The following is a 25641-nucleotide window of genomic DNA, read 5'->3' as shown; positions in this document are numbered from 1 at the left end:
AAGTGGCAGATAATCCGAGTGCGTGGCGTCGCTACGACTACACGTTCTTCCCCGTGTTCCACGAACGGTTCGAACAGCGCTTCGGGGAAGGCACCGCCCCATTCCTCGACCCCGCGGTATACGACGCCGACCAACCCCGACCCCGAGCCCAATGGATCAACGTCGACACAGGCGCCGCCGTCGCCGTCGTCCCGGTCTGGGAAGACGACCAATCGGAACGCTCCTTCGCCGTGTTCTACCTGCCCCCATACGGAGGCATCTGGGTACTGCGGCCGCCCGGGCTCACCGGATACACCGAGATCGCCGGCAAGACCGTGACCGACGATCCCGCGATCTCCCTACGCAACGACTCGTTCCACAAAGCCGTCGAGCACGCCGAGAAATTCATCCACGGCCAGTAACCCCGCACCGATCTGTGATCGGGTCCCTGCGGCCGCCCTCCACCGCTCAGGCGCTCCTCAACGTCTTCGGTGCCGATGGAGGCATGTGCGATGACCCGCGCATCTCTTCATCTGGCCCGGCGCGAACGTTGCCCTGCTCCTCCAACCTGCCCGGAGGCGATGACTAATCCCCGTCGATGGCGCCGGAGCGGACAGCAACGGTGACGCGTTGGAGGCATTGCAGGGTCGCGAGCGCAGCGAGCGTCGACTCCGCGCCGCGATTGTTGTTGCGGCCCGTCGGTGTGAGGCCGTCGTAGCCCGCTCCCGTCTTCGGATCGAACAAAGCAATGCGGACGTCGTTCGCGCCCTCGAACCAATTCCATGTCGCCCGTAACAGCATCGGCCAGCGGTCGTCGCCAGTCGCCTCGAAGGCCCTGGTGGCCGCTTCCGCGAGGGCTGCCGCTTCGATCGGCTGCTGGTCGAACGCGCGCCGTGCGTCGCCCGGCCCCCGCCCAAGACCGTACATCCGATGAAGGCGGCATCCCGGTGGCGGGATGCCGCCTTCTCTGTTGTCCGCACAGCCTGGGCTAAAGCCGCCAGTGTCTTGGCCTGAGGGCGTCGAACTCGGCCTGCGAGATCGGGGCTCGGACGGCGGTCAACTTCTTCACCACTTAGCCTGTGGGCGCGGGTGTTCCCCGACGGTCCTCGGCGACCTAGGCTGAAGAGCCACTGCCGTCATCCCGCGAGGTCCCGGCGGTGAGGCCCGGCGCTCGCCCGCCGGGCCGCTCACATACTGGCCATTCCTGCGATCAGTGGGACAACTGGTCGAGAGCCACCGTGGCGGGAAGGATTAAAGCGATGTCCTCACCCGGAACGATCTCGACACCATAGGAATCGCGAACGCGCAGCCATCGCTTGGACACTTCGGCGATCTTCGCGCCGTCGCGTTCAAAGTCATACTCGTGGTCGACGATGTTGCCCTGGATATCGATCTCGCCGACATCGTCGGCGCTCAGCGTGAATCGATCCCGCAGGGGATTGATGAGCGCCTTCTTGATCGTCGCGTCGGGTCGCCCGGACGCTCGATCGCCATGGTGTCCCGGATCGCGATCTTGCGCTCCTGCACCTTCGCGACCTCGTTACCTGCGACGTCACGGATTACAAGCGTGTCGCGAATCCGGGCGACCTTCCTGTCGACCTTGAACGCGCGTCGTCCGCCAATCGTTTCGATCCAGGAATCGTCACCGACCGACACCAACTTTCCCGCATCTGGAAGACCTCGTTGTCGGCGCAAGTGCAAGCATCGTCTTGTCGGGTGCGACGCCCGCCTTCGCCCGCTGGCCTCTGGTGCTCGGGGCTCGCGCTTATCATCGCGGCCGCCGTGCTCACGCTCATCAGCCGCGCGGCCGGCGCATGACCGAATTGTGCTCCTTGAGTGACACCCTGCGTGGCGTCGCGCATTGCTGGATCGCAAGGATGGCGTGTGCTACTTGTGGTTGAGTGATCGGTCCGATTCGGAAGGAGTTGACGTCTGCGACGCCTGCTCAAGACCGCACCGACGTGGAGATTTCCGCATGACCGATGACGCTGGCGCTCCGCGGGACGGTGCCGCAGTGCCTCGCCGCTCTCGCGCCCAGATAGTCACCGGGCGGGTCGGTTGGATCCTATGCGTGATACTGCTGCTGGCAACCGGGTGGCAGGTCGTGAACGCTCTCGGATTCCTTGCGCACGGTGCCTTCGGAGGAGGACTCGAGTCGAGCGAAGTCGCTACGTGGGTGACGACTGCGCGGGTACTCCTCGTGGCTTCGATCGGGTGCTGCGTGCTCGGATTCATCGCCGAACGCTGGGTTCTCTTCTCCCTCGCCATGGTAATCACGCTGCTTGCGCTGCTCATGAACCTCGTGCAATGGAACGTGGGAGGTGCGTCCTGATCTACCAGGCCCGAATGTGCGGAGGCCGCGGCCCGACGTCGTTCTGAACGCTCGAGAGCCGGTCCCTGAGCGGTCGCACAGGTGGCGCGCGAGCCTGTCGAGGTGACATGGTGGCCGCTCGTCCGAGTAGTCAGGCCGATGATTTGCACGATGGCGGCACCGTGGCCGGGCACGCTCCCGATCCTAGAGAAGCACGCACCGACTCAACCGAGACACGGACGAGGTCCAAGCGACCAGCAGGGGACCAAGACTCGTACCAAGACCAAGACCAAGAAGAAGAAGAAGTAGAAGAAGTAGAAGACGAAGACGAAGACGAAGACCGCGATGCACGCAGGCATCAGATGTGTAAACCTGTAGCGATTATGCAAAAAACCCGCTACCGTGGTCGCCATGCGCGGAGGTCTCGAGCGATGGAAACGGGGTGCTGAGTCCCGCGGAGTTCGCCACGCGATCGCCTACGCGCTCGAGGGAGTATGCGACGCGCACTTGGTCCACTCCCCCGGCGCCGCCGCGCTCGAGGCGTACAGCGGCGGCGGCGACGCGTCGGTGACGAGGTTCGTCGTGCAGACAGGAACTCTGCGATCGGACGAGCTGTCGGCGAGCGCCTTAAGGGTGTGGCTGAGTGGACACGACCCGGTCAGCGGCGAGGAGCGCGGCAAGACCCTGCTTCGTCCGGAGGCTGACCTTCTCCTCGACGGGACACTGAATCACCCAAAGTCGTACAGCATCGCGGCACTGCTGCATCCCGAACTGGCCGCCGAGTTCGAGGCACTGCAGGACCGCATTCGAGACCGCGTGATCCTCCTGTGGCAGAAAGAGTTGAACGCGCGTCGCGGGCACGGCGGCAGCATCCGCGAGTCGATCAGCCGCGTCGAAGTCGTCGAGTTGCAGCACCGTCGCTCCCGCGCGCTCGACCCGCACATCCACCGGCATCTCTGGCTGAACATCAAGGTGCTCGGCGAGGACGGCAAGTGGTCGAACGTCGACTCGCGCGTCGCAATGAAGTTCCACACCGTCGTCAACGCGGAAGGCGAACTGGCCGCACGCACCGACCCTCGATGGGTGACGGCGCTCGCGCGTCATGGGTACACGATCGGCGAAGACGGCGAGATCGCCGAACTCGCCGCCGCGGTTGCCCCGTTCTCCCGTCGCTCCGCCCAGATCGAAGCGAATCGGGCGCGGCTGATCGCGGAGTGGACGCGAGCGCATGGCGGCCTGCAGCCGAGCATCGAAGTCCTGCAGCAGATCGATCGGCGAGCGTGGGCGATCTCCCGGCCGAACAAGCCGACACTGCTCGACGAGGACTCGTGGGAAGCAGCCGTGCGAGATGAGCTCATCGCCATCGACCCCCTCCTCACCCATGCACGCGGGGAGCGCCGGGTGCGACCGACTCCGCCCGAAAGCGTCGATCTCGATCAGGTGGCGCGCGCAGCCGTGGTCGACGCCGACGATCGCTCGCGCGCCTCGAACGGCCGCTTCAGCCAGTTCGACCTCCGCGCCGGCGCCCTCCGGGCGTTGGCAGCCACGGGGATGGTTGCCGAACGCGCTGCGGTTGACGACCTGCTCGAGGACATCGTGAGCCGCGCCGGCCGGCACATCGTCCGCCTCACCGCCGAACCCGACATTCCGGGCCACATCAAGGCGCTCATGGCGACCGACACGATGCGACTCAAGGTGCGCATCGCGGGTCGCTTCGACGCCATCGCCATCGGCGGGCGAGCGCTGCTACCGGACGAACTACGCCGTGTCGCGGCATCCGTCGAAGGACTCGACCTGCTGGACGCATCGCAGTCGACAGCCGCGTGCGCGATCGCCGGCACCCATGGGCTCGTCGCGGTGACCGGGCCAGCCGGCGCAGGTAAGACCACGATGCTGCGCGCAGCCTATGCCGGGCTCGATCGGCAACGACGACGGATGCTGGTGGTCGCACCCACCCGCAAGGCGGCGTCTGTCGCAGCTCGAGAGACCGGGGCGGACGCATCCAGCCTGCATGCCTTGCTGTATGACTACGGGTACCGATGGTCCCGGGACGCGATCGGCGCCCAGGTGTGGAAGCGCCTCACTGTCGGCGACGCCGATCCGATGAGTGGTTTGACCTATGGCGGTCCGCAGCGATTCGGGCTTCGCCGAGGGGATCGGATCGTGGTCGATGAGGCGGGGATGGTCGATCTGCAGACCGCAGATGCCCTCACCGAACTTGCTCTGGAGACCGGGGCCGGCGTCGCCATGGTCGGCGACACGCATCAGGCGCTGCCGGTCGGGCATGCCGGAGCCATGGAGACCGCCATCCGCCACGCCTCGGCGTCCGTCGAGTTGGACACCGTGCACCGATTCCGCGACGCTGAATATGCAGCGCTGACCCTGCGCCTGCGGCATCCGCGCGATCGAGATGACGCGTTGCAGATCGCCGAGCAGCTCGCGATGCGAGGCCAGCTTCGACGAGTCGACAACATCGAACTGGCGCGAGCGGCAATGGTCGAGTGCTACCTCGATGGTGCTGCCCGCGGATCGCGGGTAGCGCTTGTGTGCGGCTCCAACAGTGAGGCGGACGCGATCAACTCCGACATTCAGCAGATTCGGGTTGAGGCCGGCGAACTCGATCCGACCACCCTCGCGTGGGGACGCGACGAGCAACGCCTCCTCGTCGGCGACATGGTGCAAACGCGCAGAAACGATCCCCGGACGGGTGTCGAGAACCGGGCTCAGTGGATCGTGAGCCGGATCGACCAAGACAAGATCGACCTCGTCTCCCCCGCCGACGCCGGCGAACGCCGGCGCATCAGTCGGGAATACGCGCTCGACCACGTCGTGCTGGCGTATGCATCCACGGTCCACGGCATCCAGGGCGAGACCGCCGACACCGCCATCGTCGGTCCGGACGTTGATGCTGCCGGCCTCTACGTCGGGTTGACTCGGGGACGCCATCACAACGAGGCGGTCGTGATCGGGCGCACGGACGAGACGGCCAGGGAAAGGTTGGCGGCCACCATGCTCCGCGGATCCACGGAGGTAACCATCAACGAGTCGCGTCGCGCCGCTGAAGCTGAACTGCGCCGGGCCGCACGCCACCAAGCGTCGCTGCCGCAACTCGGAGCAGGGACCGAGGCGCAGCATCCGGGTATCTCGATCTGAGTGCCCGATCCGCCGTTCGACGACCGGGTCCAGCAACTCCGGTTCTACCGACATGGTCTCGCGCTGCGGGGAGTTCCGGCGAGGTCAGCACGCGCGATCGGGAGCAGACAAGGGGCTTGCGCAGGGTCTGCATCGCGTAATTAGGCTTCACCGCATGACGGGGCAAGACGACGGCGAGACCGTAGGCATGCGGGTGGCCTTCTGGCTGTGGATGGTCACCATCGTGGTCGGGCTGACGGTGATGATCGTCATTCCGCTGACGGGACGGTGACCGATGCGCCGCGCCTTGCGAGACAACGGGCTGAGCCTGGCGTTCTTCGCGATCTTCGTGCTCGCCCTAGTGGGCCAGTCGCTCGCGGGATGGTCGTTCAACAACGAAGAGCTGCAGCAGCACGGGCAGACGATGATCGGCTACCTCGCGTTCGTGTCGTCCTCGGCGTTCCTCGTCGACGTGGCCGAGAACTGGCAGTCCGAGTTCCTGCAGTTCTCGCTGTTCATTTTCGGCACCATCTGGCTCATCCAGCGCGGATCACCTGAGTCGAAAATCCCCGGTGACGAGGGCGTGGGCACCGACGAGGACCAGTACGTCGGTGAACACGCGCGCCGGGACTCTCCGCTCTGGGCACGCGTGGGCGGCGCACGACGATGGATCTACTCGAACTCGCTGCTGCTCGTGATGACGACGATCTTCTTCCTGTCGTGGCTGGCCCAGTCCCTCGGCGGCGTGGTCGTGGCCAACGACGAGAATGCCGAGCACGGGCTCCCGGCGATCACGTGGGCCGAGTACGTCGTCTCCCCGGAGTTCTGGAACCGGACCCTGCAGAACTGGCAGTCCGAGTTCCTCGCGGTCGGCGCAATGGTCGCCTTCGCGATCTACCTCCGCCAGCGCGGCTCCAGCGAATCCAAACCGGTCGGGATGCCGCACCACGTCAGCGCCGAGGAATCCGAGTAGCGCGTCTCAGCCCTTGACGCCGCCCGCGCTGATGCCGTGGATGATCTGCCGCTGGGCGACGAAGAACACGATGATCATCGGCACCGTGGCGATCACGCTCGCCGTCACGATGAGCTCCCAGTGCCACTCACCTCCGAAGCCGAACGCGTCGACGAGGGACTTCAGTCCCCGCGGCAGCGTGTAGTCGGAGGAGTCCCGCAGGTAGATCAGCGCGCGCATGAGGTCGGTCCACACGGCCTGCACCTCGAAGACGAACGTGACAGCCAGCGCGGGCTTGCTGAGGGGGAGAGCGATCCGCCAGAACAGATCCCAGTTCGAGGCGCCGTCGACACGGGCGGCCTCGAAGAAGTCCCGGGGCAGGCCGAGCATGAACTGCCGGAGCAGGAACACGTAGAACGCGCTGCCGAAGAGGTTCTGCGCCCACAGCGGCACCAGTGTGCCGACGAACCCGAGGGCGTTCCAGATGAGGAACGTCGGGATCATCGTGACCGCACCGGGCAGCATCATGCTCGCGAGCACGACGCCGAACAGCGCGCCTCTCCCCCGGAACCGGAAGTACGCGAACCCCCACGCGACCATGGCGCTCGAGAGCGTCACCGTGGTGGCCGCGAGCACGGTGACCAGCAGGGTGTTCCACAGCCACAGCGCCAGCGGCGCGGCCTGCCACACCTGGACGTAGTTGTCCCACGTGAAGGTCTCCGGGATCAGCCGGTTGTCGAACACCTCCCCGCGGGGCTTGAACGACGCGCTGACGAGCCACACGAACGGGTAGGCGAAGACGACAGCGAGCACGCACAGCCCCGCGATGACGAGCGACCGGCGGACCACGTGTCGCCGACGTGCGCGCCCGGCGGCCTCGGTCCGCGTCGGCTTCCGCTGAGGTGCCGGGCGATCCTGCTCGGCGTGCGGGTACGGCGCGAGAGAAGCGGTGGGATGCTGCGCATCGATGTCCTCGTCGTGCGGCAAGCCGGGAGGGAGCACCCTGCTCATGGCCGATCATCCCCCTCGTAGTACACGACGCGACGCGACACCACGATCTGGATGGCGGTGACGACCATGATGAGCGCGAACAGCACCCAGGCCATAGCCGAGGCGTAGCCCATGTGCAGGAACTCGAACGCCTGCTGAAACAGGTAGATCACGTAGAACAGCGCAGCGTCGTTGCTGTAGGTGGTGTTGCCCGCGCCGAAGAACGCGGTGTACGCCTCATCGAAGGTCTGGAGCGCCGCGATCGTGTTGACCACGACGATGAAGAAGAGCGCGGGGCTGATCATCGGCACCGTGATGGAGAACGACTGACGCCAGAACCCCGCGCCGTCGAGCTTTGCCGAGTCGTAGAGCTCGTCGGGCACCGCCTGCAGCGCGGCCAGCAAGATGATGACCGAGGCGCCGACCGTCCACAGACTCATGATGATGAGCCCCGGCTTCACCCACGCGGCATCCGTCGTCCATGATGGCCCGTCGATTCCGAACCATCCCAGCACCGTGTTGAAGAGCCCGTTCTGCCCGTTGAAAAGCAGCAGGAACAAGATGCCGACGGCCACCGGTGGGGTCATCTTCGGCAGGAAGAACACCGTGCGGAAGAACCCGGCGCTGCGCCCGGCACGGTTGAGCAGCAACGCGAGCAGCAGCGAGACCAGCACGTACAGCGGTCCCCGAGTTCCTGCCGCTGTGGGCGACGTCGCTCACCGTGAGGGCCTTGTTCGCCGCGCTCACGGCATCCCAGTCGGAGCCGTTGACGTCGTCGATCGTCAGCCCGGCCGCCGAGAGCAGATCTGCGTTCGCCATCGTGAGCTGGACGGTGTTGAACTCGGGGATGCCGTAGACGGTGCCGTCGAGGGTCACCTGATCCAGCGCCGACTTCACGAAGTCGTCGGTCGGGATGCTCTCGCCGTCGATGCAGCGATCGAGCGCAACGACCGCGCCGCGCGCCGCAAGCGAACCGATCTGATCCCGGCTCGCGTAGACGATGTCAGGCGGTTTGCCGGACGCGACCGCGGAGAGGAACTGCTGCAGATCGAGGTCTCCTTCGGCCAGCTTGACCTCGACATCGCCCAGCTGCTCTTTCGCGTAGTCGACGCGGCTCGTCGCCACTTCGTCGACGCCCGAGAAGCCCATGACGGACAGCGTGCCGCTCAGCTTCGCGCCGGAATCGTACTTGGCCCCGTCGTCCCCGGCGCCCCCCGTTCCGACGGCGCATCCCGTGGCTCCGACCGCCAGCAGAGCGATGACTCCGGCGGCCGTCCATCGTGTAGAACGCATGATCGCCTCCTCCACCCGTGAGAAGTGGGCGGTGGAGGGACGGTAAAGACGGGACGGCCAGACCACCGAGGGGATTGACGAACCGTCGATCGAGGCGTAGCGCGCGCGTCCCTGTCGACGCACGGGCCGAGGAGTCTCGATCCCCGCGATCCCATCCCCCTACGCGCGCTGCGATTTCCACCAAGGCCGCCGCGCATGGTCGACTGTCTCAACGAGGACCGCCACCGGCGACGGGGTGGCGCGTCGTCTTCCATCGCCTCGACGGCTTATCCTCAGCCTGCGCTTGGAGGTGTCAATGTCGTTCATGCTCGCTGCGCTGCGCGTGCTCCACATTGACATCCCCGGCACTCCGGCCGTGGTCAGCCACCTATCGACGCGATGCCCACTCGTGGCCTATCAGCAACACGGCCCATTGATTGGCCCCCGCTTCAGGCTGCACTGCTCATTCGGTGACTTACTTTATCCAGGTATACCGCTTGCGTATACTGGGATAAACAAAGTAGGTGGTGGAATGCTAACGGACGTCGAACTGCTCCGCAGAATTGAGCGAGCTCCGCTGAGGACGGCGCGCTATGCGGACCTCGAGGAACTCGGCAGCAACGTCTGGCGCGCCCTCGACCGGCTCGCCGAGCAGGGGGCGGTCGCCCGGATCACCAAGGGCGTGTACACGGTGCCGCCTGCCGGCGAGGACGGTCGCACCTGGAAGCCGACGATCGAGGCGGCTGGCCTGGCGGTAGCAACCGCTCGCTTCGGAGAGCGCAACGCCATCCTCATGGGCCTTGGCGCTGCGCGCCACTGGACGGCGATCCCACGCGCGGTCGCGGTCACAACGGTTGCGGTGCCCGAACTCCGACACCCGGTGAGGCTCGGCGGCGGCGGCACCGTGTACATGATCCCTCGCCACCTAGACCGGGTGGAGGCGCAGCTCGAGGACACCGAGCTCGGCGAGGGCCTGGTCACCACGCCGCGTCAGACGATGTACGACCTGCTCATGAGGCCGAACCAGGGCAAGCTGCCGGATGCGGCTCGTGATGCCGCGCGGAATTTCCGGGGGCAGGTGAGCGGCGATGAACTTGCAGAGATCTGCGAGTGGCACGGCCGGGCTAACGACGCCGTGCGAGACATGGTCCGCGACCTCAGGAATGGACTCTTCGTTGCCTGACCGGACGGTCCCCGGCGTTCTCGACCCGCAGGAGCGCCGCGCGGTCGAGGAGCAGTTCGGTGTCGCCGCCCAACAGGTCGTCCGCGACCACGTCATCTCGCATGGGCTGGCCGCGATCGCGGCGGCCGCGCAGGGCGATGTCGTCTTCTTCGGCGGAACGGCGCTCTCTCGAACGCTGCTGCCGGAGCTGCGGCTGTCTGAGGACATCGACCTGATCGCACTCAGCAATCGGCGTGAGGTTGGCGCGCGGATCCAGGCGGAGGTCCAGCGCCGGTTCCGGCGCACCCTGGGCGCCGTGTCGCTCACCCCGCCGCTCGGTGAAGCGCCGCACCCGCAGCCATCGATTCTTGATGTGAAGGGCACTCGCATCCAGGTGCAGTTATTAAACTCGGAGGGTTACCCACCGTGGCCGCGGCAGCTCGTCGACCTCGAGCAGCGGTACAGCGACGCCCCGCCCGCGAGGCTCCACGTGCTCACCCCACCAGCGTTCGTCGCGTCCAAGCTCACCGCCTGGGAGGACCGGCACGCACCACGCGATCTGTACGACCTATGGGCTCTGGCGGAGAAGGGCTGGATCAACGAGGCTGCCGCGGCGCTCTATTGCCGCTACGGCCAACACACGACTCCGTCGAGAATCTCCTTCGCCGAAGTGCCGAGCGAGCGTGACTGGGAGGGGTCGCTCGCACATCAGGGCGTCATCACGACGACACCAGAGCACGCAGCGAACATCGTGAAGGAAGCGATCACAGCGCTCTCGTCATGACGAAGGCGGTCTAGTCGAGGTCGACGATCATGGCGCAACCTTCGCCACGCGGCCCCTCGTCGACGACGGCGTGCGCACACCAGGCCGTGTGCGCGGACACTGCGGCCGGCGCAGCTGTACGCCGACATCGAACCCCGCAAGCAGCGCAGCCCGAGCCCGGGCTCGATGCGAGCTGCAGGACAAAATCGCCCACTTCGGCGAGAACACTCCGCTCGGCCGAATGGGTCAGCCCGCCGAACTCGCTCCCGCATTCGTCTTCCTGGCATCTCCTGAGTCCAGCTACGTCATCGGCGAGACGCTGAACGTGAACGGTGGGATGCCGGCGCCCTGACTGCGGGAGACGGTCGATGCCCGGTCGACATCGACCGTCCCGTCCGGGTTCACCGGTCCGCCCATCAGGGGAAGGGACAGCGTGATCGCGAATCGACGGCGCGGATGCGTCCACCCGACCGCGGCATCGTGGGCAGACGTCGCCGATTCACGCCGAGCCCTGAGTTCTCGATCGACAGACGGTGATCGCTGAGGGCAGCGAGGGCTGTCGCAAGGCCGGCGATCGCGAGCTTTTCACCGGGGCATCGGTGGCCGGTGCGCACGTCTCCTCCACCGTGCGGGATGAACGCCGTCAGGGTCTCGTAATCGTCGACCCCGCGGAAGCGGTCTGGGTCGAACGCCGCTGCGTTCGTCCACGATCGATCGTCCAGATTCGTGCCGAGAATGTCGAGCACCACTCGGCGGCCGCGCGGCAGCGTGATACCGTCCAGGGCGACATCCTGAATCGCCCATCCGGGCAGCATCGGCACGAAGGGCGCGGTGCGCCGGATCTCCTGCGCGAACATCGTCGCGGCCGGCCCTTGCACCCAGCTTCCGCGCTCAGCCGACTCCGCGGCGATCCGATCGCGCCACGCCGGGCGCTCGTGGAGTTCCTTCGCCGCGAACGCCACGAACCGCGCGACGGCGATCATCGGACGGATGGTGTTCTGCAGCTCGACACCGGCCACGCGCGACGGCAAGAGTTCCCCGCTCGCATCTCGATGCGACGCCCATACTGCGAACGCCGTGTCCGCCGCGGGAGCGAGCTGTCCTGATCGCGTGGAGTCGATCAAGTTCTTCGCGTGTCGGTCGGACCACCAACGATTCACCATCGCGTGCGGAAAAGCCGGGGAGTACGGTGCACCGAATCCGTCGACGATCTGGGCGAGCCGGCGAGCCCAGCGGGTCTGCGCATCAAGGGTGCCGGGGAGGCCGGCCCACCGCATGACGGATCGACCGAAAGCGCCGACTGCCGCGTCATACGCACTCCGGCGTCCGCCGCTGATCCAACCGTCGAATTCGCTGCGCCATTCGTGCTCGAGCAGCGGCAGGAGACGTGCCACCTGCGCGTCGTCGTACGCGGCATCGGCGAATGCCGCCTTCCGGTGCCGATGCTCCTCTCCGTCCAGGCTGTGGACGGAGCCGTGGCCGAACAGGGTTTCCTGCACGATCGTCGGCATGGCTCCGTGTCGCGCGATCCGCGTCTGGTCGTAGAACAACCTCACCCCGTCCGCCCCACGGACGAGGAGCGCGTCTTCGCCCAGCAGACGCATCGGCGCGGCACGGGCTCCGGCGGCGACGCGACGCCAGACTCCGGCGCCGAAGTCGTACCCCCGGGTGAGCAGTGCGACCGAGTCGTCTGGGTATGCGCGGCGGGCGCCCGCCGACGGTGGTGCCCCGCCCGAGGAGGTGTCTGTCTTCGGCGGATCGGCATGCGGGCTGGCCATACCTCACAGTCCCAGTGAACGGGCGCGGCGTGCAGGGGGAAGCGGCGTCGCCGCGAATGTGCTACCGGTGGTTCCGGGCGCAGCGCTGAAGCGGCGACTGATACCGGGCAGCCGAGAGCAGGTCTCTTTAGGTGTCGCCGCACCCGGCGGCGCCCACGTCAACCCGATGGGCGGAATCGGCGACAGCCGGTTGACTGTTCGCGATGAACAGTCCTGATCCCCAAGACCTGACCATCCGCGACATCCGTGAACCGGATGCCGGCGAGGTGCTCACGCTGCAGCGCGCCGCGTTCGTGCAGGAGGCGCTGATCTACGACACCGTCCGCATGCCACCCCTCACACAGAGCCTCGACGAGCTCAGAGCGGAGCTTGCCGTCAATCTCGGGCAGGTCGCGTTGCAGGGCTCGCGGCTGGTCGGCGCTGTGCGCGCTCAACGCGAATCGGAATTGCTGCTCATCGGCCGGCTCGCGATCGCCCCCGACCTCCAAGGACTCGGGATCGGCTCGCGGCTGCTGGCCGCCGTCGAGGACCGCGGACGACGTGCGGGATGCCGGGAAGCGGAGCTCTTCACGGGATCCCTCAGCGAGGCGAACCTGCGCCTCTACCAGAGCCTCGGGTACCGCGAGACCCAGCGCGTCGACGGCGATGACGGCATCCAGCAGGTCTTCCTCCGCAAGCCGCTGTAGCCGCTCGCTTCACTCAGTCGGGCGGTGGTGGGCGTCGTGGCCACAGGACCGGGCATGCTCGCACCCGCGTCAGATTCCGTCAACCCACGCGCGGTCGGCGACCCACCCGCATACGTTCGGCGGGTGAGCGAATCATGCTTCGCGCGCATCGAGACCGACAGGAACTGAGAGGGAGACCGATGAAGGCTGTCACGTGGCAGGGCAAGCGCAAGATCAGCGTCGAGACCGTGCCCGACCCCGAGATCGAGGAGCCCACCGACGCGATCGTGCGGATCACGTCGACGGCTATCTGCGGCTCCGACCTGCATCTGTACGAGCTGTTCGGCCCGTTCCTGGACGCCGGCGACATCCTCGGCCATGAGCCGATGGGCGTGGTGGTCGAGGTGGGTGCGGACGTGACGGGGCTCGCCGTCGGCGACCGTGTCGTGGTGCCCTTCAACATCGCGTGCGGGCACTGTTTCATGTGCCGGTCCGGACTGCAGTCCCAGTGCGAGACGACGCAGGTCCGCGAGTACGACAGCGGAGCTGCGCTCTTCGGCTACACCAAGCTCTACGGCCAGGTCCCGGGCGGTCAGGCCGAGCTGTTGCGAGTGCCGCTCGCCGAGTACAACACGGTTCGGGTCGGCACCGATCTGCCCGACGAGCGGTACCTGTTCCTCAGCGACATCCTGCCCACCGCGTGGCAGGGGGTGGAATTCGCACAGGTCCCCGAGGGCGGCACGCTCGCCGTGATGGGTCTCGGCCCGGTAGGGCAGTTCGCGGCCCGTATCGGCGTCCACCGGGGATATCGGGTGCTCGCCATCGATCCCGTCCCCGAGCGCCGCGCGATGGCCGAGCGGCACGGCGTCGACACCTTCGACCTCGCCGACGACGTGATCGATCGACTCCGCGACCTGACCGACGGGCGAGGCGCCGACGCCGTCGTGGACGCGGTCGGACTCGAGGCGCACGGCAACCCCGGCACCAAGTTCGCCCAGCAGGCCGTCGGACTTCTGCCGGACGCGATCGCGCAGAAGGTGATGGACACCGCCGGCATGGATCGGCTCGCCGCACTCCACAGCGCCATCGACCTCGTCCGTCGCGGTGGAACGGTGTCGATCAGCGGCGTCTATGCAGGAGACGCCGACCTGATGCCGATGAAGACGCTGTTCGACAAGCAGATCTCGCTGAGGATGGGACAGTGCAACGTGAAGCGGTGGACAGACACGCTCCTCCCCCTCGTCGAAGACGACGTCGACCCCTTCGGCGTGATGGATCTGGTGACCCACACCGTGTCCCTCGACGAGGCGCCGACCCTGTACGAGACGTTCCAGAAGAAGGACGACGGATGCATCAAGGTCGTCCTCAAGCCGTGAGCGTCCGTCACCAATCAGCGATGACTCCCGCGCGGATCATGTCGGCCCGGAGCGCATCTTCGAAGTCATCGGCCTGATCGCGCAGGGACTCGTCGTGGTCATCAAACGTCCGCCCCGGTGAAACGACCGATCTGCCCATCTCATGACCTCCAAGTTCACGGTGGAACAACCCTCGCTGAAGAGGGCGCTCATTCTCCGGGGGTTGACAGCTGCACGCTCGCTGTGGCCCGCGCGCGCAAAGAACGCACTCGCACCCACCACCGCAAGGGTGGAAAGTCGCGCGGCCAATGAATGACCACGGTGTGGAAACCTCGGTGAACGCGTTGCAGAAGGGCCCGGTCCATCTTCAGAGGTCGCGCCGAGATGCCCACCGCTGCCCCGCGGACGTGTCGGATCCGTCTCGTCCTGCCGATATGGAAGGAGAGATCGAGGTCGTCGTGCAGAAGCTCGTCCTCCCGATGCACCTCGGCCGCGACCTGCGACCAGACGTCCCGGCGGAACGCCATGTTCGACCCGAAGAGCGGCGTGTGCCCCAGGGCAGGCAGGAGCATCGCCCGGTAAGCGCCCAAGTACACCGACGCGGCATGACGCCGTACACGCGGTGACGCATGAAGAAACCACGCATCGCCGGTGACGGCGTCTATGGAGGCATCGTCGATCAGCGCCTGGAGGAGCCGCTCGAGCCAATCGTCGGGAGGGAGCGAGTCCGCATCCAGCCGAGCGATGAGATCACCCCGTGCCATGTCATAGCCCGCGGCGCTGGCGCTGGCGATCCCCTGGGGCGGTTGCGTCACCAGCCTCGCCCCGTGATCGGCGGCGGCATCGCCCGACGCGTCGTCCTGAGAACCGTCGTCGACGACGATGACCTCGTCCGGTGGCCACGTCTGACGGCCCAAGGCCTCGAGACATCGGCGCAGCAGCGACGCCGTCGTCCCGCACGGGGATGACGACCGTCACCGACGGCCGCGATCCGTTCACATGCGACCGAACGTGGCGTCGATGTCGGCCATCTCCATCTCGGCGGTGGCCTGGATCAGCGCCATCAACTCCGCGTCCGCTCCCGGAGAGAACTCCTCGCGACGCTCGGGGGCGATGGTGATGGGCGCTCCCTCGGGCGCCTGCTGCGAGGCATCGAGCTGCGTTCCGTCGCCCGAGGGCGACAGGCCCTGGAAGATCCTGCCGGCCTCGGACTGATCGTCGAGGTCGAACGAGTACTGCTTGCTCTGCAGCCCGAGATCCAGCAGCCGCTTGACCTCGGGGAACTGCTCGGCGTTCGTCTTCGGGATCGGAAGCGTGCCCTTCCAGTTCACGCCGAGGGTCTCCAGAGCCTTCGCGTACGCGTTCTCGTGCGCCTGATCGCGGACGATGAGGTAAGAGATCGTCGATCGGGCGGTCTTGTTCGCGGTCATCTCGTAGAGCCGGCACTTCTGCAGACGCCCGGTCGACTCGAGCATCAGGTTGTACAGAAGGTCGAGCACCAGATTCCCCGAGTTGTACACGTAGCTGCCGCTCCACGGGTTGCCGACCGCATCCACCGGAAGCGCGCCCTGCGCACCGACGAGATAGTGGTGGATGTTGCCTTCCGACAGTGCGATGTTCAGCGGCACGGCACCGCCAGCACCGGGCTGATCGATCGGGTCGTCGGGCTTGCCCTGGTACCGAGGGGATCCGTCCACGAGGCGGGCGATGGTCGTGCCGATGAGCTCGACATGACTGATCTCCTCGGTCCCGATGCCCTGGATCAGATCCTTGTAGGGCTTGGCCTCGGGCCCGCGGAAGTTGATGCTCTGGAACAGGTACTGCATCATCGTGCGCATCTCGCCGAACTGCCCGCCGAGCCCCTCCTGCAGTGCGTTGGCCGCCGCGGGATCGGGCTCGTCCTGCTCGATCGGATTGATGAGCTGCTGCAGGTGGAAGTACATGATGCTCCTTCGATGGTGGCGGTGGAACTCCCACCATCCGCAGAGACCCGAGCGCGCGTCGCGGGGGTCGACGCGATCCCTCTCACCCGCTACCCTGCGCAGCGCCTGCCGAAACCCAACGCGCAACAGGCCTCCTGGATCTGCCCACTTCGCCTGAAGCGGGCAGGCGGCGGCCGACGAGGGGCCCCGGCATCGGCGGGGCCCCTCGTCGTATCGGGGAGGGATGCCTCAGCCCAGCCGGTGCCAGCCCTCGGCGTCGTCCTGGCGGGGCGTCGCGCGGTCGTCCGGTGACAGGTTGCCGGCGACGGTCTCCTTGACCCGCTCCGCGGTGTCCTGGGTCTCCTGTTTGACAGTCTCGGCCGAGTCGACAGCGGACTCCTTCACCTGTTCGACGGCGTCCTGCGCCGGACCCTTGAGGTTCTCGGCCACCTCCTGCGCAGCATCCTTCGCCTCGCTCACCGCCTTGTCGACGAGCGGCTGCGCGCGGTCGCGCAGCGAGGCGGCGAAACGCGTCTCGGAGTCGGTGGTCGGGATCAGGCTGGCCACGAGGAACCCCACGCCCGCGGCGAGCAGGCCGACAACGATCGGCGCACCCTGCGCCTTCTGCTTCGCCCTGTGCGGCAGGTCCTTCACAGCGTCACCGGAGGCGTCCATCGCGTCGCCGACCGAGTGGCCGGCGGACGAGGCGGTGTCTCCGACATCGTCGGCGACACCCATCACATGGTCTCTGACGCCGCCCATCATCTGGCGGGCACGCGTCTTCTGCCGCTCCATGATCTTCGGCGGCGACACCTTGTCGGCGAGCGCGTCCACGTCCCGTCCGAGCTCGTCGCGCGTGACCTCGATGTCGGCACGGATCTGGTCTGGATTGCTCATCATCGGTTCTCCTGATTTCTCTTGAGCGCGTCCGGGATCTCTTTGACGGTCTCGACCGTCTGCGGTGCGCCTCGCACGGTGCTGAGCCGGCTCCGCCCGACGGCGTAGAGGATGCCGGCGACGATGGCCCAGATGACGGCGACGACCACACCCGACCAGCCGAGGCCCATCAGAAGGCCCAGCGCCCACCAGAGCGCGAGGCTCAGGAAGAGGATCGCCATCATCGCCGCGTAGCCGGCGCCGCCCAGCAGCCCGGCGCCCGTGCCGGCGCGCTTGGCGGACTCGGCGAGCTCCGCCTTCGCCAGCTCGAGCTCCTTGCGCATGAGCGTCGACAGGTCGCGCGACACCTCGCCCACGAGGTCGCCGAGCGACGTCTCGGCCGCCTTCTGCTGCGAGGGGGTGGGCATGTCGGTCATGGTCGCTCCTCGTCGCGGGACGACCAGTCGCCCTGCGTGGACGCGGCCGACGGTCCGCTGCCCGTCGAGCCGACGGCCTGGTCGGTCGCGAGGGCGTCGCCGATCGGGGTGTCGCCGGCCCCGGCGTCGCCGGCGGTCGTCGGACGGGCGCCGGTCGCGACCGCGGGCTGCCCGGTCGCGTGCTGCCCGGCGGATCCGCCCGCGACGGCCGGCCGGGCTCTCGTCGCGCTCCCGTTGCCGCTCCCGAGTGCCGTGCGACTGTGTGCGTCGGCCATCAGCGCGCGCGTCACACGGCCCGCGACGATGCCCACGCCGAGCGCGATCAGCAGGAACGCGCCGGTGTGCCGACGCGCGTACCCGCGCACTTCGCGCACGACGTCCGCGGGCTCGCGCTGCTCGAGCCAGTCGGCGGCGCGCCGGCTCTGCTGACCGAGTGCGCGCACCGCGCTGGTGGCCATGCCGCGCGAGCCGTCGGCCGAACCCGAGGCCATGCCCTCCAGCTCGTCGCCGGTGCCACGGAGGGCGTCGGCCGCGCGACGCTGCTGGGTGGACGCCTGATCGGCAAGCTGCACGCGCGTCTCGTCGAAGAAGCCTCGGGCGGCGTCCTTCACATCGTGCGCCACGCTCTGGATCTCGTCGCCCGCGACGCCGGCGACGTACATCGCCCCCGCGTCGACTTCGGCGACCGAGTCGACGGCACGCTCCTTCACGTCCGCCGTATCCGGGTTCTCCCCTGCGGGCGACCCGGTCGCGCCGCGATCCGCAGCGGATCCGGTCTCGTAACTCGACATGCTCCTCCTCCATCTCATCGGCGGCGTCTGGCCGGCGACGTGCCGGTCGGGAATCCGCCGTGGCGAAAACCATGCGCCTGGAGCTCCGATCCGAAGAGGGGGTCGAGATCGCGAGCGCGGCGGAGTATGGTGCCGTCCCCGCGCGCTCATGTGGGCCGCCTACGCCGTCTCCCGGAGTTCTGGAACTTTCCCTGCAGATCTGGCAGTCCGAGTCCCTTGCGGCCGGAGCGACGGTGGCCTGCGCGATCTACCTCCGCCAGCGCGGCTCGTCCGAATCCAAGCTGGTGGGGGTGCCCCACCACGTCAGCGCCGAGCGCCCCAGGACTGTGTCCGCGCCCGCACCGTGCTACCCGGCAAGACCGCGCGATGACACGACGCGTGTATGCGGAGTCGCATCGACCGCGCACGCTCGTTTGTCAACCCCCGACCACCACCGGACCAAGTCCGGCCTAATGGATCGGACACATCCGCGAGTGAGAGGAACATCCCATGGTGCAGCTCTTCGAGACGATCGACGTGGACGTCCCCGTCCGCACCGCCTACAACCAGTGGACCCAGTTCGAGAGCTTCCCGCAGTTCCTCGACGAAGTGGAATCGATCACCCAGACGAGCGACACGCTCACTCACTGGGTGGTGAAGGTCGGCGGCATCCGACGCGAGTTCGACGCGGAGATCACCGAGCAGCATCCGGATGAGCGCGTCGCATGGACCAGCACCGGCGGAGACACCGAGCACGCTGGAGTCGTCACGTTCCACAAACTCTCCGACACGACGAGCCGGGTCGCAGTGCAACTGGATTGGGCCCCCGAGGGCTTGGCGGAGAGGCTGGGCGCATTGGTGGGCGCGGGTGGCCACGCCGTGAAGAAGGATCTCAAGAACTTCAAGGAGTTCATCGAGACGCAGGGCGGCGAGACCGGCGCCTGGCGCGGCGACGTCGACGCCTAGCGCCGCTCAGAAGGGGATGGCTCACGGGTGGGTGACTACCGTGTGCGCGCAGCCGTCGTGCGGGCGATCGCGAGCCCGGTGGTCGGTCGCAGCCACACCGTCTGTCCCCGTTCGTGGGGGTACTTCCACGCGACGATGACGATCTCGCGCCCCGACGCTCGGTTGCGCGAAATCCGGAGTCCGTGCCCGGAATTGGTGCCGGACGAGTCGCCAGTCTTGGTCATGCCGGAGACACTAGCCAAGCGAAGCGACAACTCCCGCCCCCGTTGACAACCGGCGCGGAAGCTACCTCCGTGCCAGATGCGAGTCAAGGCACTGGTGCCGCCGATCGGCTGCGCGGCATCCTCTGCTACCGACCACGTGAGGAGCAATGATGTCCACGAACGCACCGATCGACCCCGACACCGGCCAGCCTGTCGAACCGTCCACCGAGGATGGCTCCGCTCGGCCCACCGAAGGCTCACCGAAGGACGACCCTGATGTCATCCCCGACGTCGGACCTGCCATGGGCAACCAGGACCTGATCCTGGACGAAGTGCTCGTCGACGATGACCCTGCGATGGAGAGCGATCAGGGCTGAACACTAATGCCGGAGTCCGCCCGGCAGCAGGCAGCTCGGTTCGCAAGTGCGACGCAGAATCGCCGCCCAGCTTCACCTCGAGCCAGCCCTGCATCGAGTGCGGCAAAAGCGCGCCGCCAGCGTGACAACATTTTGACAACAGTTCGCGAAGATCGGGGTGGATTGGCCGGATCGAGACCGGTCAAACTTCCCCGTAATTTGGCTGTTTTTGACGATGGCGACGCGGTCCACGCGGCCCGAATGAGGTTTCCGGTACCAAAGGTCGCAGGTTCGATTCCTGTCGGGGGCACCACCACCACAAGTAGCAGAGGACCGTGGGTCATCAGGACTCACGGTCCTTCTGCTTTCTCGCGAGAGGATGACGTGTGACCTCTTCGCCCACGGCGCGCCTGTCGGGCCGCGCGCGCGTCATGGTGATCGTCGCCTTCGCGGTGTACCTGGCGCTCCTGACGTGGGTCGTGCTCTGGAAGCTCGAGGTGCCATGGATCGGTGACGCCGCGGGGCTCGCCCGGCCGATCAAGCTCGTCCCGTTCGCGCCGAGCGGCGATGCCGGGGCGAGCGCGCCGGCCGAACTGCTCATCAACCTCGTGCTCTTCGTGCCGTTCGGCCTGTTCATCGGCGCGCTCGCACCGACATGGTCGTGGTGGAGGGCGGGTGTCGCCGCGCTCGGCGCGAGCCTCCTGCTCGAGACGGTTCAGCACCTCATCTCGACGGGCAGCTTCGACACCACCGACCTTGTCGTCAACACGGCCGGCGCCCTCGTCGGGTGGGCGGTCTTCCTCGCCGTGCGCCGAAGCGCCGGCGAGCGCACGGCCGCCGTCATGACGCGGGTCTGCGTGATCGTCAGCGCGCTCGCACTCGCTGCCGCGGTCGCGTTCGTCGTGTCGCCGCTCCACTACGGGCCGCAGCCCGACGTCGTCGTGGAACGCACGAACCCGGGGCGGTGAACCCGGGCTCGTCGGCGTGCGGACTGACGCAGTCCGCCCGGCCCACCCCTGCAAGCATCACGCGCGCAGGCGGGTGACCGTCTTGCCGTGTCGGCGGGTGGCGGGGTGGAGCGCGGTGACCGCGTCCTCGAGGGAGGCGATCGTGCCGATGTGCGGGCGCAGGCGACCGTCGCGCACCCGTCGGGCGATCTGGGTCAACTGCTCGGGGATGGATTCCACGACGAAGTCGATGGCCCGCCCGTCGACCGGATGAGCCTCGACGGGGCCCACGACGGACACGAGCGTCCCTCCGGGGCGGATGAGGCGGGCGGACTTCTCCTGGACCTCTCCGCCGATGACATCGAAGACGACGTCCACCCCACCGATGTCGGCGAGGTCCTCGGTGTCCAGATCGAGGAACTCGTGGGCGCCGAGGTCGAGCGCCGCCTGTCGGTCCTTTCCGCGCCCGGTACCGATGACGTAGGCGCCGAACTCGCGCGCGAGCTGTGTGACGAATGCTCCGACAGCACCAGCGGCGCCGTGGGCGAGGACCGTCTGGCCGGGCTGGAGTCGTCCGTGCGGGAAGAGGCCCTGCCACGCCGTCAGCCCGGAGATCGGGAGGCCGGCGCCGACGGTGAAGGCGACGTCTCCCGGTAGCGGAGCGAGGTTGCGCGACTCCACGGCCGCGTACTCGGCCAGGGTGCCGTCGCGATGCCAGTCCGTGATGCCGAACACGCGCTGCCCGACCGAGAGGCCCGTCGTGCCGTAGCCGAGCGCGGTGACCACCCCGGCGAACTCGTGACCGATGATGGGGCGAGCCCGCTCGTGACCCGACCGATCGACCCACGTCGAGGACCACTCCCACTCCGCCGGCACGAATCCGGACGCGTGCACCTCGACGACCACGTCATTGATCGCCGGCGACGGCTCCGGCACGTCCGTGAGCGTGATGCCGGCCGCCTCCGCGGACCGATCCGTCGCGATAATCGCTTTCACTCGCTACCTCCATGTCCGCGGGCCGTGTGCGCCCGGGCTGATCCCTCGCGCCTTCCGTGATCCTCTGCCACCCTGCACGGCTGCGGGTTCGCACGCAACGAGGAGGCCGCCGACCGTCAAGAGAAGACGGGAGAGAGGAATCGACGCTCGTAGCGACGGATGCACCCGGTGGCTCGCGCGAGCGCGAACGCCTCCTGGCACTCCGGATCCGATTTCGAGGCGTTCCGGTAGACCTCATATTCCGCGAGCGACGGGAAGGTGAACAGCGCGAACGCCTCGTCACTGTCGCCCTCGCTGGGCATGAAGTACCCATGGTGGGTGCCGCCGAGCTTGTTGACGAGGCGGATCCATGCTCGGCCGTACTCGGTGAACTCGTCGAGCTTGTCGGGATCGATCTCGTAGCGAAGATGAACAGTGATCATCGAAGTCCTTTGCGCTCAGCCGTACCCACGAGTCTCACGGATGGGAAGCCGGACGGACGACGATCGAGGGGCCCGCGCGCAAAGCTGGCGGAGAAAGCTCGAGAAGTTGGCAGAGCCTCGCGGGTCGTCCCGGGCAACCTGTCAAGCCCGTTCCTCCGCGCCCGGCACAGACGGAGCCTGTGACTCATCACGTGATGCTCGCCCGCACGAGAGGAGCCGGACATGGTCGATTCCACACCCGACGAGAAGGACGACACGCGCGGCGAGGCGATCGTGTTCTGGTCGTGGATCGTGTTCCTCGCGGCCGGCCTCGCGTACATGATCACCATCCCGCTGGTCGGGCGCTGATCATGCGCCAGATCCGCCCGCTCCGCGATAACGCGCTGAGCCTGGCCTTCGGCGCGCTGTTCCTCCTCGCCCTCGCCGGCCAGTCGATCGCGGGGTTCCTGGAGAGCAACGAACGGCTGCAGCAGCACGGGCTCGCCCCGCTCGCGTTCGGCGCCTACCTGACGTCATCGGACTTCGTCGTCGACGTCGCCGAGAACTGGCAGTCCGAGTTCCTGCAGTTCACCCTGTTCATCGCCGCGACCATCTGGCTCGTGCAGCGCGGCTCGCCCGAGTCGAAGAAGCCGGGCGATGAGGGGCCGGGCAGCGACGAGGACCAGCTCGTCGCCGAGCACGCACGACCGGACTCCCCCGCGTGGGCGCGGGTGCGCGGCATCCGTCTCACGATCTTCTCGAACTCGCTGCTGCTCGTGATGGGTGCGGTTTTCGTGCTGTCGTGGCTGGCGCAGTCGCTCGCCGGCACGGTCGTGATGAATGCGGAGAACGCCGAGCACGGCGTGCCGGCGATCACGTGGCTGGAGTATCTCGGCTCCCCCGACTTCTGGAACCGGACACTGCAGAACTGGCAGTCCGAGTTCCTGGCGGTGGGCGCGATGATCGCGCTGTCGATCTTCCTGCGTCAGCGCGGGTCCAGCGAGTCCAAGCGGGTCGGAGCGCCGCATCGTGAATCGTCCGTGGGCAGCGACTGACCGCTCCCGCGGCGCGCCGTCCTCGCACCCGGTCCGCGTCCTGTCAAGGCCTAGGACGCCGGAGTTCCGCGGAGGATCATCGGAGGCGGAGTTGATCGACGTCCCCCCTTCTTGCGCCCCGCGCTTCGTTTCGCCGGCATCTCCGTCCGGAGGCCCACGATGGGCAAGCTGATCTACGAAGGCACCGTCAAGGTCGACTTCGACGACCGGACACTCGCGCACCTGCAACTCGTGATCGGCACGAAGCTGCGCCGCGGCGAGCCGTTCCACTTCACGTGGCGCGACGACGCCAGCATCGGCGACGGCCGGACGACGGTCTGGATCCACCCGCGATGCGCCCTCGTCTACAAGTTCTACGGCAGCCGCAAACCGCAGCTGAACCCTGCCTGGATCGACGCACTCGCCTACACCGCGAACTCGTCCACCGGGCTGTACCTGGTGCCGGAGCCGGCGATGCCGGTCTCGCCCGACCACGAGGGGCAGGAAGCCGCCGACTGAACCCGAACGTCCGCGGTTGTCAGAGACGATAGGCGCCGAACCGACCGCGGCGCGGGGATGGGCTGATCACGACGGGAGCGGCGATGAAGAGGATCGACATCTATTACGGCGGTGAGCACTACAGCGTGGGCGGGCGTCGTCTCGAAGACCTGCGCCGCGAAGTCGAGGGCGGCCTCGCAGGCGGGGTGCACTGGCTCGAGGTGAATGACGGCGAAGGCATGATGCGCACGGCGTACCTTCTCGTGACGCCGGGGGTGCCGCTCGCGATCGTGCCCATCCCCGACGAGTCGCCTCCCCTCGCCGCCGACCAGGTCTGGTCGGCGGGCGGGCCGCCTGTCGCCGGGTGACGGATGAACGATGACGGATGCTGCGCCTCAGGCGTCCGTCGACGACGGCTGCCGGGCCGGCTCAGCCTCGTCCGGGAGCGACGCCGTGGGGATCACGACGACGTCCTGCACCTTCCAGTCCAGATGGATCACGGCGTCGCGTGCCTCCTCGATCTGTTCGAGACGCACCTCGTCGGTGCGCGGCACGACGAACACCTCCACGTGGAACACCTGCCCCATGTCGCGCATGCGCACGGCGGTCTCGCGGACCCACCCGAACTCCTCGACGCGGTCGGCGATGCGCGCGATGAGCGGGTGCGGTCGCGCGTCGTCCTCGGTGCGGGCGCGCTGGTCGATGAGGTCCCGGACGGCGGCACGACTGTTGCGCCAGCCGTCCCAGATGATCCCCGCCGAGATGAACAGGGCGGCTGCGCCGTCGAGCCACCACAGCCCGATGCCGACGCCGAGCACGCCGACGATCGACGCCACGGTCGATGTCCAGTCGGCCTTGGCCATGTCGGCGTCGGCGTAGAGCACTTTGTTGTGCAGCTTCGGGGCCAGCTTGGCCTTCGCGTGCCCGTAGAAGAACGGGCCGATGACGGTGACGGTCATGACGACGACCATGAACCAGCCCAGCCAGATCGTCTGCCCGAATACGACGACCGTGCCGATCGAGGGGTGCTCCGCCCGCACCAGGTTGCTGATCGCCTCGTACGCGAGGTTGCCGCCGACTGCCAGCAGCGCCACCCCCGCGACGAGATGGCCGACGCCCATGACGCGGTGCAGCCCGAACGGGAAGGCCCGGCTCGGCGCCCGCCGGATGAAGATCAGCGCGACGAGGAACGAGATCTGCGGGATCACCGACAGCATGTCCTCGATCCACGCGGTCTTCATGGCCTGCGAGCCGCCCACGACGAGCGCGATGAGCCCGATGGTGACGATGCTGTAGCCGATGGTGAACCACTCCCAGCGGATCGCGCTGCGGAGCGCCTTCTGCTGCGCCGCGGGAAGGTCGGTGCGTCCCATCGTCTTCACCGGGCCGCCTCCTTGTCGAGGTAGCCCTCGATGGCCGCCTGCCACGCGTTCTCGCCGAGCGGCAGCAGCACCACGACGGGCGCCTTCGCCCCGGGGATCGAGTCGTACCCGCGGGTGACCGCCACCCGCGTCGACCACGGGGTCGCGTCGGTCATGCCGCCGATCGCCAGATCGAGGTCGCCTGCCTCGAGCCCGTCGACGAGGTCCTCCTCACTGCCGACCGTCCACGCGACCTTCGCGTCGATGGACTGTGCGAAGGCCTCCACGAGTTCGGCGAGCGAACCGCCGACCTTCGAGCCGTCGACGGTCACGAGCTCGCCGGAAGCCGACGCGCCCGCCCGCAGCTCGCCGCCGCGCACCCGGTCGAGCGTGCCCTGCGGATCGCTCGGCACTGTGAAGCCGCAACCCGCGATGCACAGCGTCAGTATCAGCAAGGGCACGCTCCATGCGCGTCGCCACCGGCTCATGTCCAGAGTCTCGCCCCGGCGCACGAT

General features: G+C 67.6%; 30 protein-coding genes and 3 pseudogenes. 17 read left to right on the top strand and 16 right to left on the bottom strand.

The window, feature by feature from the left end:
• Positions 1-2 precede the first annotated feature (2 nt).
• Positions 3-401, top strand: coding sequence for a hypothetical protein (locus ACFC1I_RS13880; protein ID WP_376010349.1), 399 nt, complete (start codon positions 3-5; stop codon positions 399-401).
• Between the two features lie 163 nt (positions 402-564).
• Here ACFC1I_RS13880 and ACFC1I_RS13875 read toward each other — a convergent pair whose 3' ends face one another.
• Both ACFC1I_RS13875 and ACFC1I_RS13870 read right to left on the bottom strand, forming a co-directional pair.
• Positions 565-906, bottom strand: a complete 342-nt coding sequence (locus ACFC1I_RS13875) for a hypothetical protein (protein WP_376010347.1) — start codon at positions 904-906, stop codon at positions 565-567.
• A 486-nt stretch (positions 907-1392) separates the two neighbouring features.
• On the bottom strand, positions 1393-1635 hold the full coding sequence (locus ACFC1I_RS13870) for a hypothetical protein (RefSeq protein WP_376010344.1): 243 nt from the start codon (positions 1633-1635) through the stop codon (positions 1393-1395).
• Positions 1636-2050: 415 nt separating this feature from the next.
• Here ACFC1I_RS13870 and ACFC1I_RS13865 point away from each other — a divergent pair, with 415 nt between their 5' ends.
• The 3 genes from ACFC1I_RS13865 (at position 2051) to ACFC1I_RS13855 (ending at position 6395) form a co-directional block, all read left to right on the top strand.
• Positions 2051-2311 carry a hypothetical protein gene (locus ACFC1I_RS13865; protein WP_376010342.1) on the top strand — a complete coding sequence of 87 codons (261 nt, stop codon included), beginning with the start codon at positions 2051-2053 and terminating at the stop codon, positions 2309-2311.
• A gap of 486 nt (positions 2312-2797) precedes the next feature.
• The gene (locus tag ACFC1I_RS13860; RefSeq protein ID WP_376010339.1) at positions 2798-5443 is read left to right on the top strand and encodes an AAA family ATPase; all 2646 of its coding nucleotides are present in this window, start codon (positions 2798-2800) and stop codon (positions 5441-5443) included.
• A gap of 274 nt (positions 5444-5717) precedes the next feature.
• On the top strand, positions 5718-6395 hold the full coding sequence (locus ACFC1I_RS13855) for a DUF6766 family protein (RefSeq protein WP_376010337.1): 678 nt from the start codon (positions 5718-5720) through the stop codon (positions 6393-6395).
• A 6-nt stretch (positions 6396-6401) separates the two neighbouring features.
• Here the strand turns inward: ACFC1I_RS13855 and ACFC1I_RS13850 are convergent, their stop codons facing one another.
• The 3 genes and pseudogenes from ACFC1I_RS13850 to ACFC1I_RS13840 all read right to left on the bottom strand — a co-directional run.
• A complete protein-coding gene (locus ACFC1I_RS13850) occupies positions 6402-7385 on the bottom strand; it encodes a carbohydrate ABC transporter permease (protein ID WP_376010334.1) in 984 nt (327 codons plus the stop codon).
• Positions 7382-8038 (bottom strand): carbohydrate ABC transporter permease, encoded by a 657-nt coding sequence (locus ACFC1I_RS13845; RefSeq protein ID WP_376010332.1) that lies wholly within the window; start codon positions 8036-8038, stop codon positions 7382-7384. The genes ACFC1I_RS13850 and ACFC1I_RS13845 overlap by 4 nt, the downstream gene beginning before the upstream one ends.
• Positions 7965-8513: pseudogene (locus ACFC1I_RS13840) on the bottom strand (extracellular solute-binding protein); the annotation flags it as partial. The pseudogene ACFC1I_RS13840 and the gene ACFC1I_RS13845, both read right to left, overlap by 74 nt.
• A 655-nt stretch (positions 8514-9168) precedes the next feature.
• On the opposite strand from ACFC1I_RS13840, the gene ACFC1I_RS13835 reads away from it, so the two are divergent.
• The 3 genes and pseudogenes from ACFC1I_RS13835 to ACFC1I_RS13825 all read left to right on the top strand — a co-directional run.
• Positions 9169-9819, top strand: a complete 651-nt coding sequence (locus ACFC1I_RS13835; protein ID WP_376010329.1) for a type IV toxin-antitoxin system AbiEi family antitoxin domain-containing protein — start codon at positions 9169-9171, stop codon at positions 9817-9819.
• A complete protein-coding gene (locus ACFC1I_RS13830; protein ID WP_376010326.1) occupies positions 9812-10582 on the top strand; it encodes a nucleotidyl transferase AbiEii/AbiGii toxin family protein in 771 nt (256 codons plus the stop codon). The genes ACFC1I_RS13835 and ACFC1I_RS13830 overlap by 8 nt, the downstream gene beginning before the upstream one ends.
• A 178-nt stretch (positions 10583-10760) precedes the next feature.
• Positions 10761-10913 (top strand): annotated as a pseudogene (locus ACFC1I_RS13825) (SDR family oxidoreductase); the annotation flags it as partial.
• 64 nt (positions 10914-10977) lie between these two features.
• Here the strand turns inward: ACFC1I_RS13825 and ACFC1I_RS13820 are convergent.
• Positions 10978-12072, bottom strand: coding sequence for a cytochrome P450 (locus ACFC1I_RS13820; protein WP_376010323.1), 1095 nt, complete (start codon positions 12070-12072; stop codon positions 10978-10980).
• 470 nt (positions 12073-12542) lie between these two features.
• On the opposite strand from ACFC1I_RS13820, the gene ACFC1I_RS13815 reads away from it, so the two are divergent.
• Together ACFC1I_RS13815 and ACFC1I_RS13810 are read left to right on the top strand one after the other, a co-directional pair.
• On the top strand, positions 12543-13025 hold the full coding sequence (locus tag ACFC1I_RS13815) for a GNAT family N-acetyltransferase (RefSeq protein ID WP_376010320.1): 483 nt from the start codon (positions 12543-12545) through the stop codon (positions 13023-13025).
• Positions 13026-13204: 179 nt separating this feature from the next.
• On the top strand, positions 13205-14380 hold the full coding sequence (locus tag ACFC1I_RS13810) for a zinc-dependent alcohol dehydrogenase (protein ID WP_376010317.1): 1176 nt from the start codon (positions 13205-13207) through the stop codon (positions 14378-14380).
• A gap of 188 nt (positions 14381-14568) precedes the next feature.
• On the opposite strand, the gene ACFC1I_RS13805 is transcribed toward ACFC1I_RS13810, so the two are convergent.
• From ACFC1I_RS13805 to ACFC1I_RS13785, 5 genes are all read right to left on the bottom strand, one after another.
• Positions 14569-15276, bottom strand: coding sequence for a glycosyltransferase family A protein (locus ACFC1I_RS13805; protein WP_376010314.1), 708 nt, complete (start codon positions 15274-15276; stop codon positions 14569-14571).
• A 78-nt stretch (positions 15277-15354) separates the two neighbouring features.
• On the bottom strand, positions 15355-16302 hold the full coding sequence (locus tag ACFC1I_RS13800) for a manganese catalase family protein (RefSeq protein WP_376010312.1): 948 nt from the start codon (positions 16300-16302) through the stop codon (positions 15355-15357).
• Between the two features lie 228 nt (positions 16303-16530).
• Entirely contained in the window at positions 16531-17178 is a 648-nt protein-coding gene (locus ACFC1I_RS13795) for a DUF3618 domain-containing protein (RefSeq protein WP_376010309.1), read from the bottom strand.
• A complete protein-coding gene (locus ACFC1I_RS13790; protein WP_376010306.1) occupies positions 17178-17594 on the bottom strand; it encodes a phage holin family protein in 417 nt (138 codons plus the stop codon). Before ACFC1I_RS13790 ends, ACFC1I_RS13795 begins: the two co-directional genes overlap by 1 nt.
• Positions 17591-18385, bottom strand: coding sequence for a hypothetical protein (locus ACFC1I_RS13785; RefSeq protein ID WP_376010304.1), 795 nt, complete (start codon positions 18383-18385; stop codon positions 17591-17593). Before ACFC1I_RS13785 ends, ACFC1I_RS13790 begins: the two co-directional genes overlap by 4 nt.
• 71 nt (positions 18386-18456) lie before the next feature.
• On the opposite strand from ACFC1I_RS13785, the pseudogene ACFC1I_RS13780 reads away from it, so the two are divergent.
• Both ACFC1I_RS13780 and ACFC1I_RS13775 read left to right on the top strand, forming a co-directional pair.
• Positions 18457-18636: pseudogene (locus ACFC1I_RS13780) on the top strand (hypothetical protein); the annotation flags it as partial.
• 238 nt (positions 18637-18874) lie between these two features.
• Entirely contained in the window at positions 18875-19330 is a 456-nt protein-coding gene (locus ACFC1I_RS13775) for an SRPBCC family protein (RefSeq protein WP_376010301.1), read from the top strand.
• Between the two features lie 35 nt (positions 19331-19365).
• On the opposite strand, the gene ACFC1I_RS13770 is transcribed toward ACFC1I_RS13775, so the two are convergent.
• A complete protein-coding gene (locus ACFC1I_RS13770) occupies positions 19366-19554 on the bottom strand; it encodes a hypothetical protein (RefSeq protein ID WP_376010298.1) in 189 nt (62 codons plus the stop codon).
• A gap of 149 nt (positions 19555-19703) precedes the next feature.
• On the opposite strand from ACFC1I_RS13770, the gene ACFC1I_RS13765 reads away from it, so the two are divergent.
• Both ACFC1I_RS13765 and ACFC1I_RS13760 read left to right on the top strand, forming a co-directional pair.
• A complete protein-coding gene (locus ACFC1I_RS13765; protein WP_376010295.1) occupies positions 19704-19910 on the top strand; it encodes a hypothetical protein in 207 nt (68 codons plus the stop codon).
• Between the two features lie 365 nt (positions 19911-20275).
• Positions 20276-20857, top strand: coding sequence for a VanZ family protein (locus tag ACFC1I_RS13760; RefSeq protein ID WP_376010292.1), 582 nt, complete (start codon positions 20276-20278; stop codon positions 20855-20857).
• Between the two features lie 57 nt (positions 20858-20914).
• Here the strand turns inward: ACFC1I_RS13760 and ACFC1I_RS13755 are convergent, their stop codons facing one another.
• Positions 20915-21832: an NADP-dependent oxidoreductase gene (locus ACFC1I_RS13755; RefSeq protein WP_376010290.1), complete on the bottom strand. Its 918-nt coding sequence runs from the start codon at positions 21830-21832 to the stop codon at positions 20915-20917.
• Positions 21833-21948: 116 nt separating this feature from the next.
• Positions 21949-22254: an NIPSNAP family protein gene (locus ACFC1I_RS13750; protein WP_376010287.1), complete on the bottom strand. Its 306-nt coding sequence runs from the start codon at positions 22252-22254 to the stop codon at positions 21949-21951.
• A gap of 222 nt (positions 22255-22476) precedes the next feature.
• Here ACFC1I_RS13750 and ACFC1I_RS13745 point away from each other — a divergent pair, with 222 nt between their 5' ends.
• From ACFC1I_RS13745 to ACFC1I_RS13730, 4 genes are all read left to right on the top strand, one after another.
• A complete protein-coding gene (locus tag ACFC1I_RS13745; RefSeq protein ID WP_376010284.1) occupies positions 22477-22602 on the top strand; it encodes a hypothetical protein in 126 nt (41 codons plus the stop codon).
• Between the two features lie 2 nt (positions 22603-22604).
• Positions 22605-23288, top strand: coding sequence for a DUF6766 family protein (locus tag ACFC1I_RS13740; protein WP_376010281.1), 684 nt, complete (start codon positions 22605-22607; stop codon positions 23286-23288).
• A 159-nt stretch (positions 23289-23447) separates the two neighbouring features.
• Positions 23448-23786: an ATP-dependent DNA ligase gene (locus ACFC1I_RS13735; protein ID WP_376010278.1), complete on the top strand. Its 339-nt coding sequence runs from the start codon at positions 23448-23450 to the stop codon at positions 23784-23786.
• A gap of 83 nt (positions 23787-23869) precedes the next feature.
• Positions 23870-24133: a hypothetical protein gene (locus tag ACFC1I_RS13730; protein WP_376010275.1), complete on the top strand. Its 264-nt coding sequence runs from the start codon at positions 23870-23872 to the stop codon at positions 24131-24133.
• Between the two features lie 27 nt (positions 24134-24160).
• Here the strand turns inward: ACFC1I_RS13730 and ACFC1I_RS13725 are convergent, their stop codons facing one another.
• Together ACFC1I_RS13725 and ACFC1I_RS13720 are read right to left on the bottom strand one after the other, a co-directional pair.
• Positions 24161-25138, bottom strand: coding sequence for a cation diffusion facilitator family transporter (locus ACFC1I_RS13725; RefSeq protein ID WP_376010882.1), 978 nt, complete (start codon positions 25136-25138; stop codon positions 24161-24163).
• Positions 25139-25143: 5 nt separating this feature from the next.
• Complete coding sequence (locus ACFC1I_RS13720; protein ID WP_376010272.1) at positions 25144-25614, bottom strand: hypothetical protein; 471 nt, start codon at positions 25612-25614, stop codon at positions 25144-25146.
• Between the last annotated feature and the right edge of the window lie 27 nt (positions 25615-25641).

The organism is Microbacterium sp. NPDC056044, assembly GCF_042267145.1.
GTDB lineage: Bacteria > Actinomycetota > Actinomycetes > Actinomycetales > Microbacteriaceae > Microbacterium.
This window is presented reverse-complemented; position numbering and strand designations above follow the sequence as displayed.